Annotated in this window: 13 protein-coding genes; 3 read left to right on the plus strand and 10 right to left on the minus strand. The window is 61.8% G+C overall.

Annotated features, from left to right (window positions below):
- Positions 1 to 214 precede the first annotated feature (214 nt).
- Together QWI75_RS10545 and QWI75_RS10550 are read left to right on the plus strand one after the other, a co-directional pair.
- The gene (locus tag QWI75_RS10545) at positions 215 to 1,900 is read left to right on the plus strand and encodes an IPT/TIG domain-containing protein (protein ID WP_370693633.1); all 1,686 of its coding nucleotides are present in this window, start codon (positions 215 to 217) and stop codon (positions 1,898 to 1,900) included.
- A 73-nt stretch (positions 1,901 to 1,973) separates the two neighbouring features.
- Positions 1,974 to 2,933 (plus strand): WD40/YVTN/BNR-like repeat-containing protein, encoded by a 960-nt coding sequence (locus QWI75_RS10550; protein ID WP_289268539.1) that lies wholly within the window; start codon positions 1,974 to 1,976, stop codon positions 2,931 to 2,933.
- A 30-nt stretch (positions 2,934 to 2,963) separates the two neighbouring features.
- On the opposite strand, the gene QWI75_RS10555 is transcribed toward QWI75_RS10550, so the two are convergent.
- From QWI75_RS10555 to QWI75_RS10595, 9 genes are all read right to left on the minus strand, one after another.
- Entirely contained in the window at positions 2,964 to 3,704 is a 741-nt protein-coding gene (locus QWI75_RS10555) for a 16S rRNA (uracil(1498)-N(3))-methyltransferase (protein WP_289268540.1), read from the minus strand.
- A gap of 47 nt (positions 3,705 to 3,751) precedes the next feature.
- Positions 3,752 to 4,873 (minus strand): molecular chaperone DnaJ, encoded by a 1,122-nt coding sequence (dnaJ, locus tag QWI75_RS10560; protein ID WP_289268541.1) that lies wholly within the window; start codon positions 4,871 to 4,873, stop codon positions 3,752 to 3,754.
- Between the two features lie 83 nt (positions 4,874 to 4,956).
- Complete coding sequence (dnaK, locus tag QWI75_RS10565; RefSeq protein ID WP_289268542.1) at positions 4,957 to 6,879, minus strand: molecular chaperone DnaK; 1,923 nt, start codon at positions 6,877 to 6,879, stop codon at positions 4,957 to 4,959.
- A gap of 83 nt (positions 6,880 to 6,962) precedes the next feature.
- The gene (gene grpE / locus QWI75_RS10570; protein ID WP_289268543.1) at positions 6,963 to 7,547 is read right to left on the minus strand and encodes a nucleotide exchange factor GrpE; all 585 of its coding nucleotides are present in this window, start codon (positions 7,545 to 7,547) and stop codon (positions 6,963 to 6,965) included.
- A gap of 148 nt (positions 7,548 to 7,695) precedes the next feature.
- Positions 7,696 to 8,490: a type III pantothenate kinase gene (locus QWI75_RS10575; RefSeq protein ID WP_289268544.1), complete on the minus strand. Its 795-nt coding sequence runs from the start codon at positions 8,488 to 8,490 to the stop codon at positions 7,696 to 7,698.
- A 24-nt stretch (positions 8,491 to 8,514) separates the two neighbouring features.
- A complete protein-coding gene (locus QWI75_RS10580) occupies positions 8,515 to 9,306 on the minus strand; it encodes a biotin--[acetyl-CoA-carboxylase] ligase (RefSeq protein ID WP_289268545.1) in 792 nt (263 codons plus the stop codon).
- A 98-nt stretch (positions 9,307 to 9,404) separates the two neighbouring features.
- Positions 9,405 to 10,262 (minus strand): carboxylating nicotinate-nucleotide diphosphorylase, encoded by an 858-nt coding sequence (gene nadC / locus QWI75_RS10585; protein WP_289268546.1) that lies wholly within the window; start codon positions 10,260 to 10,262, stop codon positions 9,405 to 9,407.
- A 4-nt stretch (positions 10,263 to 10,266) separates the two neighbouring features.
- Positions 10,267 to 13,017, minus strand: a complete 2,751-nt coding sequence (locus QWI75_RS10590; RefSeq protein ID WP_289268547.1) for a valine--tRNA ligase — start codon at positions 13,015 to 13,017, stop codon at positions 10,267 to 10,269.
- Between the two features lie 319 nt (positions 13,018 to 13,336).
- The gene (locus QWI75_RS10595) at positions 13,337 to 14,464 is read right to left on the minus strand and encodes a response regulator (protein WP_289268548.1); all 1,128 of its coding nucleotides are present in this window, start codon (positions 14,462 to 14,464) and stop codon (positions 13,337 to 13,339) included.
- Between the two features lie 144 nt (positions 14,465 to 14,608).
- Between QWI75_RS10595 and QWI75_RS10600 the strand changes: the two genes are divergently transcribed.
- On the plus strand, positions 14,609 to 15,358 hold the full coding sequence (locus tag QWI75_RS10600; protein WP_289268549.1) for an HAD-IA family hydrolase: 750 nt from the start codon (positions 14,609 to 14,611) through the stop codon (positions 15,356 to 15,358).
- 69 nt (positions 15,359 to 15,427) lie between these two features.
- Here the strand turns inward: QWI75_RS10600 and QWI75_RS10605 are convergent, their stop codons facing one another.
- Entirely contained in the window at positions 15,428 to 16,150 is a 723-nt protein-coding gene (locus tag QWI75_RS10605; RefSeq protein ID WP_289268550.1) for an SIR2 family NAD-dependent protein deacylase, read from the minus strand.
- Between the last annotated feature and the right edge of the window lie 30 nt (positions 16,151 to 16,180).

Consider the following 16,180-nt stretch of genomic DNA (forward strand, 5'->3'; position numbering starts at 1 on the left):
AAAAAATGCCTTGTTATAGTCCAACATCGTCCGTCGCCTCACGATAACTCCATCTCGAACAGCCATTTCTGTTGCGTGAGGAGTTACTGGTACAGGCAGGGCTCCACTATCATTCATCCGCGCAACAAAAGCTCATAACATGTTGAACTCATATTGTCCTGACGTTCCAATACAATCTCGAGGTGGTGCGACGATCCGCTCGGTTGTGGGGCTGATGCTCCTGCTGGCGAGTTGGGCCGGTCCAGTGGAAGAGGCATTCGCCGCATCGCCGAAGAAGTCCCCCAAACAATCCAAGGTGGCCGTGCAACTGCAGCCGTCGAGCGCCGCTCCCGGCGCCACTGTGTCCATCGTTGGAAGCGGATTTGGCGGGTTCCAATCCACGAGGGAGAACCGTGTCCTCTTCAGCGGCGTACCGGCCTTGATCCAGCGTTGGGACCCCAGCCTGATTGAGGTCAAAGTGCCCTACGAAGCGAAGGACGGACCGGTCGAGATCCACAAGGGCAAGCAGAAGATTGCAGCCGGGACCTTTACCGTCCAGCGCCCGGTCATCCGGGAGGTTGTCCCTGCGGAGGCGGAGCCTGGTGAAATCGTGCAACTGTTGGGAGAACATTTCGGCCCCACGGCGGGCCCGCGCGACCCCAATTCCATGTTCGGGGTCAACGATGTGGTGATCGGAGGCGTCGTGGTCCGGCCGCGGCGCTGGAGGGACGATAAGATCGAGGTCGAAGTTCCCGCCAATGCCGCCAGCGGAGACATTCACATCCGGCTGGCTTCGTCGGACCCGCTTCCCGACGGCTCCTGTTGCGCCACCGTGCAACATGTGCTCAGCAACAGCGTCAAGATCTCATTGATGCCGACAGTGCGTGTCGATCCCGTCAGCGGTCCGATCGGCACCAAGGTGGTGCTGTTCGGGTTGGGGTTCGGCAACAGCAAGGGGACAGACGACGCGGTGCTGTTCAACGGGCATCCGGCTGTCGTGGCCCAGTGGAAGGACTCGATGATCGTGGTCCATGTGCCGCTCGGCGCCGAATCAGGCCCCTTGGTTCTGAAGAAGGCCGGGATGCAGCGCACATTGTCACAGTTCACCGTGACGGTGCCGAAGGTGACGAAAATTAAGCCTGAGAAGGGACCCATCGGCACCCTCCTCCGGATCAGCGGCGAGAATTTCGGTTATTACTCGGAAAGCGGCGAGACCCCCTATGCCTTTGCGGATTTTGATCCAGGGGAAAACGCCGTCGAGATCGGCGGGGTGCCCGCGATCATTTATCGCTGGCATCAGGACAGAATTGATGTCTGGGTGCCGTTCAGCGCGAAGGACGGGCCCGTGGTGGTGAAGCGGGGAGCGGTCAAGCCCAATCCGGACGGCAGTTGTTGCGCCGAACGAACCGTGCTGACGACCGAGGCCGGGCACTTTACGGTCGTCACCCCCCAGGTCACGTCCTACGAACCCCATTCGGCCGGGCTTGATGAGGTCGTCACGATCAAGGGAACGGGCTTCGGAGACTTTCTCATCATGCGGGAGGCCATCCAGCTTGGTCTGAGCAGTCAAGCCTATGTGGGTGATCGTTTTCAATTCGGCGAGGATGTGTCCCGAACGGAGGTCTTGTTGAACGGCGTGGCGCTGCACATCCTGTCCTGGACCGACAACGAAATCAAAGTCGTCGTCCCGCGCCGCCATGTCTTCGGCGTGGGAAAGCCGGGAGAATTCTTGCCAGATCTCTCAAAGGGGACGTTGATGGTGCGCCGGGGGTCATGGGATGTCTTGCCGGACGGGTCTTGCTGCCAACCGAAGCAGTACATCACTGTTCCGGTCGGAGAGTTCACCGTCGAGCACCGTGGGCTTCCGGAGCAGGGGCTGTTCGAGGAACATGGCATGGCCCCCCTCGGTATCAAGGAATAAACGCGATCGTCTCTTCCCCCATGCCGACCGATCCGCGATACGGTTTGCCGGTCTTCAGTCCCGATCGAGCGTTATGCCGGTAATCGTCTGGGGCTGGGCTATCTTCTTCCTCTGTTCGCTGCTCTCCTCCCCTCGTATCGCCGAAGGCGCCGAACGGGTGCGCGTGATCCCGCAAAAAAGCGGGACGACGAACACCTTGATGGGCGTGCAGGCCAGATCTCCACAATTGGGCTGGGCCGTCGGAGCCGGCGGGACGATTCTCAAGACGACCGACGGCGGGAAAAAATGGCGAGCGGTCCCCAGTGGGGTGCGAACGCTGTTGGCCGGGATCTTCTTCGCGGACGACCGTCGGGGATGGGTGACTGGGGCCAACGGGACGATCCTGGCCACGACCGACGGGGGCGAAACCTGGATACCCCAGCCGACGGGCATCCAAGCGACGCTCTATGGAATCACGTTCCTCGGCGGACGGCGAGGGTGGGTGGTTGGAGACCGGGGCGTCATTCTGCATACGGAGGATGGGGGCAAACATTGGGTCGAGCAATCCAGCGAGACGACCGCCAATCTCTACTCGGTCACGTTCTTGAACGAACAACATGGCCTGGCGGTCGGAGCCCTTGGAACGATACTCGTCAGCCAAGACGGCGGCGCCAATTGGCAGGCGCAATCCAGCCATAGCGCGGGGACGTTCTTTGACGTCGCGTTCCTGGACGACGCCAACGGTTGGGTCGTCGGCAACGCCGGGATCATGTTGCAAACGAGCGACGGCGGGCAACAATGGGTGGATCGCTCGATTTCCTGCGTCGGCGGGTGCAAGCGCGTCACGGATTTCCTGAAAATCCGCTTTACCGATTCCAAGACCGGATGGACGGTGGGAGAAGGCGGCGCGTTGTATTCGACCGCCGATGCGGGGATTACCTGGCTGCCTCACCCGCCGATTGCCAAGTATTCGCTGTTCGGCTTGTCCTTTGCCGATGCATCCCGCGGCTGGGCGGTCGGGGAGAACGGAACGATTCTGTCTCTGATGCCGTAACGGTGGAGCCGTCGCGAAGCAGTCTGTCCCTCAGCGAAGCTGTCCCAACCTCCCTTGGAGGAGGGTCAGCCCGGCGAGAGCCGCCGTTTCAGCCCGAAGAATTCGTTCACCCAGGCTGACCGATCGAAATCCCGCCTGGTCGGCGGCATAGGTTTCATCCTCAGTCCAGCCTCCTTCCGGCCCTATGGCCAGGACGAAAGGTTCCCCAACCGCCTCGGAGAGCGGGATATCCGACAGGGGGACCGACCGGCGGCGCTCATGCAGCAACAGTCGCGTGGCAGCGGAGGGAAGGGCGCCCACCCAATCGGGCCAGGCTTGCGGTTCCATGACCTCCGGGATATCCCAACGCTCCGCTTGCTGGGCGGCTTCGAAGGCGATCTTGTTCCACCGTTCTCGCTGCGCCTTGATACGCGCGGCGTCCGGCCGCACGACACCCCGGCTCGTGATAAGGGGTATGACGAAGGCGACGCCCAGTTCCGTCGCCTTTTGGATTACCCAGTCCATCTGATCATGCTTGAGCAGGGCCTGCCCTAGGATCACGGCCGGCGCCGTCCCAGCAGGCCGCTGAGCCGTATCGAGCACGGACGCGGTCAGTTGCTCCGCGGTCACTGATGTGACCCGAGCGCGATGGCGGCGGACATGGTCCTCCGTGAGCCTGAGTTCTTCGCCCGGTCGAACCCGCAGGCTGGTGCGAAGATGGCGCAACAGATCGCCGCGGATGACGATGGTGGTCCCGACCGCCTGTTCACTCGAGACGAAGAAAGCCGGCATGGGGAGACGATAGAAGAGGGTCAACCAGGACGCAAGGGGCGAGCACGTTACTCGAAGAGCGTTTTGACCTTGTCGAAAAATCCATCTCCTTCCGTCGCGGCGGTGAGGCCGCTCTCTTTGGCAAACTCGGCCAAGAGGTCTTTCTGGCGCTGCGTGAGTTTGGTGGGAATGTGGATCTTGACGACGCAGACCTGATCGCCGGGCTGCCCGCCCTTGAGGCTGGGCACGCCTGCGCCTTTGATGCGGACCTGTTTTTCGTGCTGGGTGCCGGGAGCGATTTTGATCGTCGCCGTCCCATGGAGCGTCGGCACCTCCACTTGTCCGCCGAGGGCGGCCGTGACGAAATTGATCGGCGCGTCGCAGTAGATCTCTTGCCCCTTTCGAGAGAATACGGGGTGCGGCTTGACCGAGACGGCGACAAAGAGGTCGCCGGGAGGACCGCCGTTGACCCCATGCTCCCCTTCATTGGCCAGCCGGAGCCGCATCCCTCCTTCGATGCCGGGGGGAATGTGGACGGCCAGCAGCCGTTCCTTATACACCCGTTGGCGCCCCTGGCAGGTCTTGCAGGGCTCGGTGATGACATGGCCGCTTCCGCCGCAATGGTGGCAGGTCCGGCTGACGCTGAAGAATCCCTGTTGCAGGCGGATCTGGCCTGATCCCTGGCAACTCGGACAGGTTTTGATGGAGGCGGCCGACTTGGCGCCGGTGCCGTTGCAGTCGTGGCAGACCTCCCAGCGGGGAATCTTCAGCTTGGCTTCCTTGCCGAAGATCGACTCTTCGAACGTCAGCTCAAGATTGTATTGAAGGTCGGAGCCTCGCTCGCCCCGCTGGCGTCCGCCGCGCGTCCCGCCGAAGAAGTCCTCGAAGATGTCGTTGAAGATGTCCCCGAATCCGCCGCCCTGTCCGAAGTCGAATCCCTCGAACCCGGCCCCGCCCTGGGCCCCGCTATGGCCGAACATGTCATAGCGCTTGCGCTTCTCCGGATCGCTCAAGACCTCGTAGGCTTCGTTGGCTTCTTTGAATTTTTCTTCCGCCTGTTTCTTGTCCTTGTCCGCCGCGTGGAGGTCGGGGTGATGTTGGCGAGCCAACTTCCGGAAGGCTTTCTTGATCTCGTCGTCGGAGGCGGTGCGTTCCACTCCGAGGACGTCGTAATAGTCGCGTTTGCTCACGGATGCCACGGCCGGTTGGAAAGTCGGTCAATAGGAGGGCCGACCTCCGGTTCGGAGATCGGCCCCGTCGTTGAGATTGTAAACTACTTTTTGTCCTTGTCTACTTCTTCAAACTCCGCGTCCACAACCTTTTCATCGGTTTTCCCGGTCGCACCGCCGTTGCCTTCCGGTCCTCCGGAGCCGCCCGGGGAGGCGGAGGCGCTGGCCTTCTTGTACATCTCCTCGGCCAGCTTATGGGAGGCGGAGGTGAGGGTTTGGGTGGCGGATTGGATGGCGTCGAGGTCGTTGCCTTCCATCGCCTTGCGCAAGGCGGCCACCGCATCCTTGATCTTGGTCTTCTCGTCCTCCGAGATCTTGTCGCCGTGCTCGTTCAGATTTTTCTCCGTCCCGTAGATCAGCGTGTCGGCCTGGTTGCGGGCTTCGGCCAACTGCCGGCGCTTCTTGTCCTCGTCCGAATGGCTTTGCGCGTCGCGGACGAGCTTCTCGATCTCCTCCTTGCTGAGGCCGCTTGATGCCGTGATCTTGATCGACTGTTCCTTGCCGGTTCCAAGGTCCTTGGCCGAGACGTGCACGATGCCGTTGGCGTCGATGTCGAACGTCACCTCGACCTGCGGCACGCCGCGCGGAGCCGGCGGAATGCCCACGAGATCGAACTGGCCGAGGAGCTTGTTGTCGTTGGCCATCTCGCGCTCCCCTTGGAAGACCCTGATCGTGACCGCGGTCTGGTTATCCGCGGCGGTGGAGAACACCTGGCTCTTCTTAGTCGGAATTGTGGTGTTCCGCTCGATCAAGTGGGTGAAGATCCCGCCGAGCGTTTCGATGCCGAGGGTCAACGGCGTCACGTCCAGCAGGAGGACATCCTTGACCTCGCCCTTAAGGACGCCGCCTTGAATGCCGGCCCCCACCGCGACCACCTCATCGGGGTTGACGCCCCGATGGGGTTCTTTGCCGAAGAAGTCCTTGACGGTCTGAATGACCTTCGGCATGCGGGTCATGCCGCCGACCAATACCACCTCGTGGATGTCCCGCGCGCCGACCCCGGCATCGACCAAGGCCTTCCGGCAGGGTTCGATCGTGCGCTGAATCAGGTCATCGACGAGCTGTTCGAGCTTCGCTCTCGTGAGTTTGGTCACCAAGTGTTTCGGACCGCTGGCGTCGGCCGTGATGAACGGCAGATTGATCTCGCTCTCTTGGGAGGAGGACAGCTCGATCTTGGCCCGCTCGGCGGCCTCCTTCAACCGCTGGAGCGCCATGCGGTCCTTCTTAAGGTCGATGCCTTGATCCTTCTTGAACTCCTCGACGAGCCAGTCCATGATCCGCAGGTCGAAGTCGTCGCCGCCGAGATAGGTGTCGCCGTTGGTGGACTTCACCTCGAAGACGCCTTCGCCGATCTCAAGGATCGAAATGTCGAAGGTGCCGCCTCCCAGGTCGTAAACCGCGATGCGCTCGTCTTTTTTCTTGTCCAGGCCGTAGGCGAGCGAGGCGGCGGTCGGCTCGTTGATGATGCGCAACACGTTCAGGCCGGCGATCTGGCCGGCGTCTTTGGTGGCCTGACGCTGGCTGTCGTCGAAATAGGCCGGGACGGTGATGACCGCCTCGGTCACTTTTTCGCCTAGATAGTCCTCCGCGGTCTGCTTCATTTTTTGCAGAATCATCGCCGACACTTCGGCAGGGCTGTACCGTTTGCCACGAATCTCCACGTGCGCGTCGCCGTTGTCGGCTTCCACCACCTTGTAGGGGAGGCGCTTCATGGCGTCCTGCACCTCGCGGTTGCGGAACTTGCGCCCCATCAGGCGCTTCACCGAATAGATCGTGTTCTCGGGGTTGGTAATGGCCTGGCGTTTGGCGATTTGGCCGACCAGTCGCTCGCCCTTGTCGGTGATCGCGACCACCGACGGCGTGGTGCGGCTCCCCTCCGCATTGGCGATGACGGCGGGATCGCCGCCGCTCATGATGGCCACACAGGAGTTGGTGGTTCCCAAATCAATGCCGATAACTTTTCCCATTGGGTCTCTCCTTCCTCACGAAGCGGCGCTGCCACCCGCCGGCCGGATGACCCGACGAGCGGACCGCTTCGTTTTCCGTTGCGTCAAGAATCCTGGCCGGACTCCGAGTCTGGGGCCGAAGGGGCTGTCGCCACGCTCACCATCGCGGCCCGCAAGACACGGTCGTGCAATAGATAGCCCTTTTGAAACTCCTCGACCACGCATCCCGGCGCGATGCGTGAGCTTTCGACCTGGGTCACCGCTTGCTGGCAGGTCGGATCGAAGGGTTTACCGATACAGGATATCGGTTTGACCCCGAATCGGCCGATCGCCTCCTGCAGTTGCTTGAGGGTCAATTCCACCCCTTGGATCAAGGCGTCCGTTCCGGCGCTGGTCTTGGCGGCCTGAATGGCACGCTCCAGATTGTCGATCGCCGGAAGCAGTTCCTTCAGGATGGATTCGTTGCCGTAGCGAATGCTCTCCCGCTGTTCGCGCTGGGAGACCCGCTTGTAATTTTCCAGCTCCGCCACGGTCCTGAGGTAGCGATCGTGATTCGCCTTCGCCTCGTCGCTTTTTGCCGCGAGGCTCTCACGAAGTTGCTGCAGATCACTCACCTGCTGGCCGTCGCTTGATGCCACTTCAGCCGTGTCCTGATCGGATAAGTCGTTGAGACTGTTGCCGTTTTCCATGTTTTCATCCACTGGGTATACCTATGGTTGTTGGTAGATAGCCACCGGGTCGGTAAAGTCAACAGGAACAGCGCAGAAAATCTGGACGAGCAGACATGCGAGCAGGACAGGCAGGGAAAAGAGGCGAGAAAGAAATCGAACCTTCGGGTCAGGCCGGTTCTCCTCGATCGACGAGGTCGCCTCGATTGCGGCGATAGAGGAGTTCGAGACCTTCGAGCGTCAGAAACGGCTTGACCGCCTGAATGCGTCTCGATTCCGGTGCAATCACGGAGGCGAGCCCGCCCGTCGCGATGACCGTCGGGGTCGTGCAGAGCTCCCGCTGCATCCGGTCCACGATTTCATCCACCAGTCCCGCATAGCCGAAGATGAGGCCGGACTGAATGCTGCTCGCGGTGTCGCGCCCGATGACGGTCTTGGGGCTGATCAAGGCGACCTTGGGCAGCTTGGCCGTCCGGGACCAGAGCGCCTCCGCGGAAATCCCCAGCCCGGGAGCGATGACGCCGCCCAAATATTCCCCCCGTCTCGTGACGGCGCAGAACGTCGTCGCGGTGCCGAAATCGATGATGATGAGGTCCGTCCGGTACTGGGCGTAGGCTGCGGCGGCGTTGACAATCCGGTCGCTCCCGATCTCTTTCGGATTGGCATACCGGAGCTGCAAGCCGGAATCGGTGTCGGACGAGACGAGGTAGGGAATGCGGTGGAAAAACGCCTCGCTCATTGCCTCGATCGTGGAGGTGAGCGAGGGGACGACGCTTGAGATAATTACCCCATGGATCTGTTCGACCTGAAACCCGGCCAATTGAAGCAGCCCGCGAAGGTCGAGCCCGTATTCGTCGGCGGTCTTCTGGTGGTTGGTGGCAAGCCGCCAATGGCCCTGGAGGCGCGGCCCCTCGAACAACCCGCACACGAGATTGGTGTTGCCGATATCGATCGCGAGCAGCATGGATACGTGCCTGTCGTTCACCCGTCATCGTAAGTGGACCACATCTCCAACCCGGACTGCAACCGTCTCCGCCTTCCGGGGGCCGGAGCTGGAGGAGAGGGATTGAACGAGGAGGGCTCCATCCGGCGCCACGGCTTCGGCCAGCCCGATCAAGGGAGGCGCGGCCGCGAACTCGATGCTGACCTGCCGGCCGATCGTGGCGCACAACCCTGTATAGGCCGAAATGGCCTGCGCGATCTCGCCGTCCAGCACCGGTTCAAGCTGTTCTTCCAACCGCTCAAGAATATTGGAAAGAAGCCGCGCGCGGTCAACCGGCCGGCCGGTGGCCATGATCAATGACGTGGCTGTGTCGTGCAGATCTTCCGGCAGGTCCTTCTGCGGCAGGTTGACGTTGAGTCCAATGCCGACGATGAAGAACGGAGGAGACTGAGTCGTCAACAGGCTTTCAGACAGGATCCCGCCCAGCTTGCGGCCGCCGAGGAGGAGATCGTTCGGCCATTTGAGCTGTGGAGTGATGGCGACCGTATCGGCGATGCCCAGCGCAACGGCCGTGCCGCTGGCAAGGGGAACCCATGCGGGCCAGTGGACATCATCAGAAAGAAGCCGGCGGCCACGGAGCAGCAGCGAGAAACAGAGACCGTCGCCGGGACGGGAGAACCACGACCGGCCCCGACGGCCGCGGCCGGCGGTCTGGTGATCGGCGCAGACTACCGTGCCATGTTCGGCTCCTGCTTGAGCCAGCTTGAGCAGGGCGGAATTGGTCGAGTCGGTCTGCGAGAGGACGTGCAAATGCCGTCCGAAGACACGGGTTCGCAATGACGAGGCGACGGCTTCTTGGGTCAGATCATTCAACAAGCGAGGCGGCGAAAGCCAACAAGCGGCAAGACCGCCGCGAAGATCATCCGCTTATGCACTTACGCCGGGGTGAGGTCAAGGCTGATATCCGCCGCCGGCGCCGAATGGGTCAAGGCTCCGATCGAGATGAAGTCGGCCCCGGCCGCCGCATAGTCCCGGACCGTCGCCAGCGTGATGCCCCCCGAGACTTCCACCAGCGCCCGGCCCTTGATCAGATCAACGGCCCTTCGTACGTCGGCAGGAATCATGTTGTCCAGGAGGATCACGTCCGCTCCGCCGTCGAGCGCCATTGGGATCTGCTCCAGCGCATCGACCTCGACAATCATCCGCAGGCGATGCGGGGCCCGTTCTCTCGCAAGGCGGCAACCCTCCGCCAGCGACAATCCCGCCTGCGCGAGCAACGCAATATGGTTGTCCTTGACCATAATGCCGTCGCTCAGCGAAAAGCGGTGGTTGGTCCCTCCGCCCAGGCTCACCGCCCATTTTTCCAAGGCTCGGAGGCCGGGCAGCGTCTTCCGCGTATCGAGAATCTTGGCCGGATAGCCGCGGATTGCGTCGCAATAGGCGCGCGTGAGCGTGGCGATCCCGGAGAGGTGCTGTAAGAAATTCAGCGCGACCCGTTCCGCCCGCAGGATAGACCGGGCGTCTCCGGCGATCGTAAGCAGGGCAGCGCCCGCTTGCGCCGTCGAGCCGTCGGGAACGTGCTCGGTCATGGTCAAGGCGGCATCAACCTCTCGAAACGTCTGAATTGCGACCGCGAGCCCCGCCACGGTCACATGCTGCTTGGCCAGCACGACTGCGGAGGCGGACACAGGATCGGGAAACAGGGCGGCCGTGGTCGCGTCGCCGAAGGGCGCATCTTCCTGCAAGGCCGCCATCACAATGCCGTGAAGCTGGTCAGGCGAAAGAGGCTGCATCGGGTTACCGTTCCAGCATGTTCGTGAGCTGGGTAAGGCTGCTGTCGAGGATGGCTTGATTGTCTTGAATCAAGACCAGCCGCTGCTGGTGCTCGGCCACGACTTCGGGGGGCGCCTTTGCGACAAACTCCTGATTCTTGAGCTTGCCTTCGAGACGAGTACGCTCGAGCGCTTCATCATCGCGCTGCTTGGCGATGCGCGCGAGGGCCTTCTGCAGGTCCACCTGGCCCATGACGGTCAGGCCGATGGTCGTGCCCTGTCTGGTCAGCTGCAGCAACTTCTCGCTTGGCCAGCCTTGGGAGGCGGCGACTTGCGCCGGTCCTTTGGCCAAGGCAGAGAGATAGGCAGTCATTCGGGACAGCGCGCTGGTGTTCCCGGCCTGCTGGCATTCGACGAAGAAGGCCACCTGCACGGCAGGACTGTAATTCAGCAACGATCGTCCGGTGCGGACGAGGCTGACTGCCTGTTGAAGCAGTAAGAGCGCCTCTTCCGCTTCCTTGTCCTCCCAGGCCGGATCGGGGCGAGGGTAGCTCTGGATCATCACGCTCTCACCTTCGTGGGGGAGCGTCTGCCAGATCTCCTCCGTTAAGAAGGGCATAAAGGGATGCAACAGCCGCATGAGCGCTTCGCTGGATTCCTCCAAGGTCTGCCTCGTGGCCTTGGCTTCCGGTGAGTCCCGCTGTTGCAACGCAACCTTGGCGAGCTCAAGGTACCAGTCGCAGTACTCATGCCAGACAAACTGATAGAGAGACGAGCAGGCTTGATCGAAGCGATAGTGTTCCAACGACTGCGACACGGATCCAATCGTCTCGCTTAACCGCGCAAGAATCCATCGATCCGGCAGTGAGCGCTCTTTCGCCGGTGTTGCTGTTCGCGGCCCTTCCAGGTTCATCAGGATGAACCGCGCGGCGTTCCAGATCTTGTTCGCGAAGTTGCGATAGCCCTCGATCCGCTCCTCGGCGAGCTTGATGTCGCGGCCCGGGGTGGACATGGAGGCAAGGGTAAAGCGCAAGGCATCGGTGCCGTACTGTTCCATCACATGGAGGGGGTCGATCACGTTCCCCTTCGACTTGCTCATCTTTTGCCCTTCGGCGTCGCGGACCAACGCGTGGATATAGACTTCGCGGAAGGGCACCTCACCCATGAATTTCAGACCCATCATGATCATGCGCGCGACCCAAAAAAACAGAATGTCGAGCCCGGTCACGAGCGTTGAGGTCGGATAATACTTCTCAAGATCCCGTGTCTTGTCCGGCCAGCCCAGCGTGGAGAAGGGCCAGAGGGCGGAGGAGAACCAGGTGTCGAGCACATCGGGGTCCTGCACGAGACTCCCGCCGTGCCCTTTGGGACAGGAGGCCGGTTTCGATAAGCCGACGAGCGGCACGGCATCGGATGGAATGACCGGAACTCCGTCAGAGGCTCGACGGATGAAGGATTTCCCATGACAGGTCTCGCAATACCAGGCGGGGATCTGATGTCCCCACCAGATTTGTCTGGAGATGCACCAGTCCTTGATGTCGCGCATCCAGCCCAGATAGTTGTTCTTCCAAGCCTCGGGGATGATCTGAATGTCGCCCTGCTCAACCGCATCGATGGCGGGCCGGGCCAGCGGCTTGATCTTCACGAACCATTGGTCTGACAGAAAGGGCTCGACCACGGTCTTGCAGCGGTAGCACTTGCCGAGCGCCATTTTGTGCGGCTCGACTTTTTCCAAGAGACCTCGTTCTGCAAGCAACTGTTCGATCTTCGGACGAGCCTTCGCGACCGGAAGATCGCCGACGGCCTGAATCACGCCTTGGTCGGCCTTGGCGCCTTCCGCGAGGAGGCCGGCCTTGAGGTGGGCGTGGATATCCAGGAGCTTGATCCGGGGGAGTGCATGCCGCTCGCCTGCTTCGAAGTCGTTAAAGTCATGGGCCGGCGTGATCTTGACCGCGCCGGTTCCGAACTCGCGGTCCACGAGGATGGCATCCCCCACAATTGGGATGGTTCGGCTGGTGAGCGGCAGCGCGACTTGCCGGCCGATGAGATCCTTATACCGGTCGTCTTCCGGATGCACGGCGACCGCCGTATCGCCGAGCATCGTTTCCGGACGGGTCGTCGCGACCAACAGCCATCGAGACGGATCGTCCGCCAGCGGATACCGAATCGTGTAGAGCTTTCCCGTGGTCTCCTCATGTTCGACTTCAATGTCCGAGAGAGCGGTCAGGCAGCGCGGGCACCAGTTGATCAACCGTTCGCCCCGATAGAGGAGCCCGTCCTCGTGGAGCCGGACAAAGACCTCGCGGACGGCCTTCGACAGCCCGGCATCCATCGTGAAACGGGTGCGTTCCCAATCGCAGGAGGCTCCCAACCGTCTGAGCTGGCGCAGGATGGTCCCGCCGGACTGTTCCTTCCAGGCCCAGACCCGCTCGATGAATTTCTCACGTCCCAGAGTTTCCCGCGAAAGGCCCTCCGCCGCCAGTTGCCGCTCAACCACGTTTTGCGTGGCGATGCCGGCGTGGTCCATGCCCGGGACCCAGAGCGTGTTGCGCCCCTGCATCCGTCGCCAGCGGATGAGGATGTCTTGCAAGGAGTTGTTCAGCGCATGGCCGACGTGGAGCGACCCGGTCACATTGGGCGGCGGGATTACGATCGTATAGGGTTGCGCCGGGTCATCCACGCGGGCATGAAAATAGCCCCGTCCGGCCCAGAACTCGTACCAGCGTTGCTCGACCTCGTGCGGATCGTAGGTTTTGGGAAGTTCGCGATGGCTCATGGAGCTTCGTGACGGGCGATGAAGGAGCGCATCTTAGCATGCGTGCCGGAGCGCAACAAGAAGCGCGCACCGGCCGGATCCGGCTTGTACGTCCGAAACTCCTGTGTTATAGATCGAGCGCCTCCGCCGCGACGGAATGCGGGCGCGCCCACTTAACCCGGAGAAGGATCACGATGCCGAGAGGACGAGAGAAGGATCGGAAGGTCAGGCGGAAACACCGGAAGAATGTGCAACGGATGAAGGCATTGGCCCGCGCGCGACGGGCCGCGGCGAAGAAAACGAAGAAGTCCTGACGGTCTGGATTCCTGCTTGGAGGTGGCTATTCGAGCGCACTCAAGCGTTTGATTTCTTCACTCACCTGAGTTTCCGCCACGGCGGGGACGATCTCCTGCACGGCCTGTTCGATGGCAGTCAGGACGGCTTGCTCCACCGCAGCTTGGACGGCGGATTCGATGGCGGGTTTGGTGGTTTCCTCCATCCGCTGAAGGACGGTCGGCTCCAGCGAGACGAGATGGCTCGAGATCTGCTGGCTGACCAGACTGGGCAACTCCCGCCGCACGATCGGCTCGATTGAACCGGCTACGGCGGTCGGCGAGAGGACTTCGGCCAAGTGCGCGCGCACCGCATCCTGCACCTTCTCGTTGACCTGACGGTCCACCTCACGGGACACGAGGCTCTGAACCGACGTTGTCAGGGACTCGGTCACCTGCTTGGCGACGCCCGAGGCCATGGCATCGAAGAAGGTCTTGCTGGCCATCTCCAAGTGCGGCGGTGCAATGGGAGGTCTCGGCGACGATGAGGGTTGGGAGGAACGGGTCTCAGAGGGGCGGGCTTCGGTCGCTTGCGTAAGGGCCGTGGCGCGAGGCTGATCCGGCGGCGACGGTTGATCGATGTGTGGCGCGAGTGCCGGTGGATCGGCTGATGGTCCCTGGGGGGAGGCCTCCTTGGAGCCGGCAGGCTCGAAGGAGAAATTCAGCTCCTCACCGTCTTCGGCCGGGCTGTCACCTTCCTCCAGGTCGGTGGCCTGTGAGGTGGGGGGCCAAGTCCGTTTGGCTTTGCTCTTCTTGGCTGCCGCCTGTCCGGATGTTTCCAGAGACTGCAGAGTGTCCAGTAGGCTGCCCGGTTGGATCGGCTTGGTGAGGAAGACCGCGACGCCGAGCGAGCGGTACAATCCTTCGTCCGGGTGATCGGCGGAGTCGATCAGCGAGATGATCGGGGTGTCGGTCAGATTATCCAGCTTGTTGAGTTCCTTGCAAAAACTGGAGAAGGTGATCTTGTTCAGGTGATAGTCCGCGATGACGGCCTTCGGCGCCATCTTCTTGGCAGCCTCCAGGGCGGAGGGGCCGTCCAGGAAACTGTAGACTTCGTATCCTTGGTCGGAGGACAGTTGTTCGATCATGCGGCGGACGGCCGGGCTGCTGTCGATGACAAAGAGTTTGGACGCCATGAGAAACCCCTTGTTGTCAATGGAATCGACGCTAGCAGAGGGGGTGGACCTTGTCAAAAGAAATGCCCGATTTCACGTGGTTAGCATGACGATTTGCCAAGTGAGCATCGAGGTGTGTTTGATCGGTGCGGGGACCAGCCGGGGATGGCATTGACGGATTCGCCGATCCACGTCGTGTTCTTTGATGCGGCCGGGACGCTGTTTCGGGTGAAGCGGTCCGTCGCCGACATCTACCTTGATCTGGCGGTTCCGTATGGGTTCCGCCGCGGACCGGACTCGCGCGAGGCGATCAAGGGAGCCTTCAAGCGCGCGATGCAGGATGCGCCGCCGCCGGCTTTCCAGGTCACCGATCCGGCCGAGATCAAACGGTGCGAGCGGCTCTGGTGGTTCGATGTCGTGCACAATGTCTTCTATCGCGTGGGCATGTTCGACCGGTTCGACGATTTTTTTGAAGAGGTGTTTCGGCGCTTCGACGGTCCGGAATTTTGGGAGCTGTATCCGGAAACGATCGACGCATTGAAGGGCCTGCGGGATCGCGGATTGGAACTGGGCATCATTTCGAACTTTGACTCGCGACTGTTCGGCGTCCTTAAGGGGCTCGGGATCGCCGACTATTTCGATACGGTCACAATTTCGTCGTTGGCCAGGTCCGCAAAACCGGCACCAGGGATTTTTCGGTTGGCCTTGGAAAAACATGCGCTCGACCCGGAGGAAGCCCTGCATATTGGAGACAGTCTTCGGGACGATGTGGTGGGCGCGCAGAGGGCAGGCCTGGCCGGCCTGTTGATCCAGCGTCAGGGCGAGCAACCGGAGAGCGAGCCGCCTCAGGGGCTCAATCCGTTTCAGACGATCAAAACCTTGTCTGAACTGTCGGACTTGCTGAATCCACGATAGTCGAGAGTCTACCGATGGGCGGTCCAAGCCGTCGATGCAGACAAGTGTCGACCGATCCGTGGAGCCCTCTCAGGGAACCAGCAGCGGAACCACATCCTTGGCACGCCCCTGCAATGAGACATCCACGAGGGTGGAGTTGGGCGTCGGGTCTAGGTTAATTTCAACTACGAAGGCCCCGGCTGCCTTGGCGATGGGGGCGAACGAGGCGGCGGGATAGACAATCCCAGACGTGCCGACGATCAGTAAGACCTCGCAACCTTCCAGTGCGGCATAGCTCCGATTGATATCCTCCGGCGCCAGGGATTCCCCGAACCAGACGATATGGGGTCTGAGCAGCCCTCCGCAGCCCGGGCAATAGGGGAGCAGGCGGATCGGGACCTCACGGTTTTCTCCGATCGCGCCGCAACCGGTGCAACGGACCTTCCAGATGTTGCCGTGAATCTCCGAGAGCTTGGTCGAGCCAGCCGCTCGATGCAAGCCGTCCACATTTTGAGTGATCAGCCAGAAGTCCGGGACCTGCTGCTCCAAGGTCGCGAGAGCCTCGTGGGCCTGGTTCGGCTTCTTGGTGGCGATCAACTCCCGGCGCCAGTTGTACCACTCCCAGACGAGCCGAGGATCTCGCTCAAATGCCTCCGGCATGGCCAGATCCTCGGCGCGAAAGTTCCGCCAGAGCCCGTCCGTCCCGCGGAATGTCGGCACGCCGCTGTCCGCCGAGACGCCGGCGCCTGTGAGGACGGTCACGCGTTGCGCCCCCGCCACTCGTTCCCTGACCTCAGCAATCCTGTTGCTCATGACGAGACGCGATTATACGCCGGTGTCGGG

Origin of the sequence: Nitrospira tepida (assembly GCF_947241125.1) — a bacterium.
Classification (GTDB): domain Bacteria; phylum Nitrospirota; class Nitrospiria; order Nitrospirales; family Nitrospiraceae; genus Nitrospira_G; species Nitrospira_G tepida.

Coding starts and splice junctions, on each gene's coding strand:
- QWI75_RS10545 (WP_370693633.1), top strand. CDS start 215: ATGCTCCTGCTGGCGAGTTGGGCCGGTCCAGTGGAAGAGGCATTCGCC.
- QWI75_RS10550 (WP_289268539.1), top strand. CDS start 1,974: ATGCCGGTAATCGTCTGGGGCTGGGCTATCTTCTTCCTCTGTTCGCTG.
- QWI75_RS10555 (WP_289268540.1), bottom strand. CDS start 3,704: ATGCCGGCTTTCTTCGTCTCGAGTGAACAGGCGGTCGGGACCACCATC.
- dnaK (WP_289268542.1), bottom strand. CDS start 6,879: ATGGGAAAAGTTATCGGCATTGATTTGGGAACCACCAACTCCTGTGTG.
- grpE (WP_289268543.1), bottom strand. CDS start 7,547: ATGGAAAACGGCAACAGTCTCAACGACTTATCCGATCAGGACACGGCT.
- QWI75_RS10575 (WP_289268544.1), bottom strand. CDS start 8,490: ATGCTGCTCGCGATCGATATCGGCAACACCAATCTCGTGTGCGGGTTG.
- nadC (WP_289268546.1), bottom strand. CDS start 10,262: ATGCAGCCTCTTTCGCCTGACCAGCTTCACGGCATTGTGATGGCGGCC.
- QWI75_RS10590 (WP_289268547.1), bottom strand. CDS start 13,017: ATGAGCCATCGCGAACTTCCCAAAACCTACGATCCGCACGAGGTCGAG.
- QWI75_RS10595 (WP_289268548.1), bottom strand. CDS start 14,464: ATGGCGTCCAAACTCTTTGTCATCGACAGCAGCCCGGCCGTCCGCCGC.
- QWI75_RS10600 (WP_289268549.1), top strand. CDS start 14,609: ATGGCATTGACGGATTCGCCGATCCACGTCGTGTTCTTTGATGCGGCC.
- QWI75_RS10605 (WP_289268550.1), bottom strand. CDS start 16,150: ATGAGCAACAGGATTGCTGAGGTCAGGGAACGAGTGGCGGGGGCGCAA.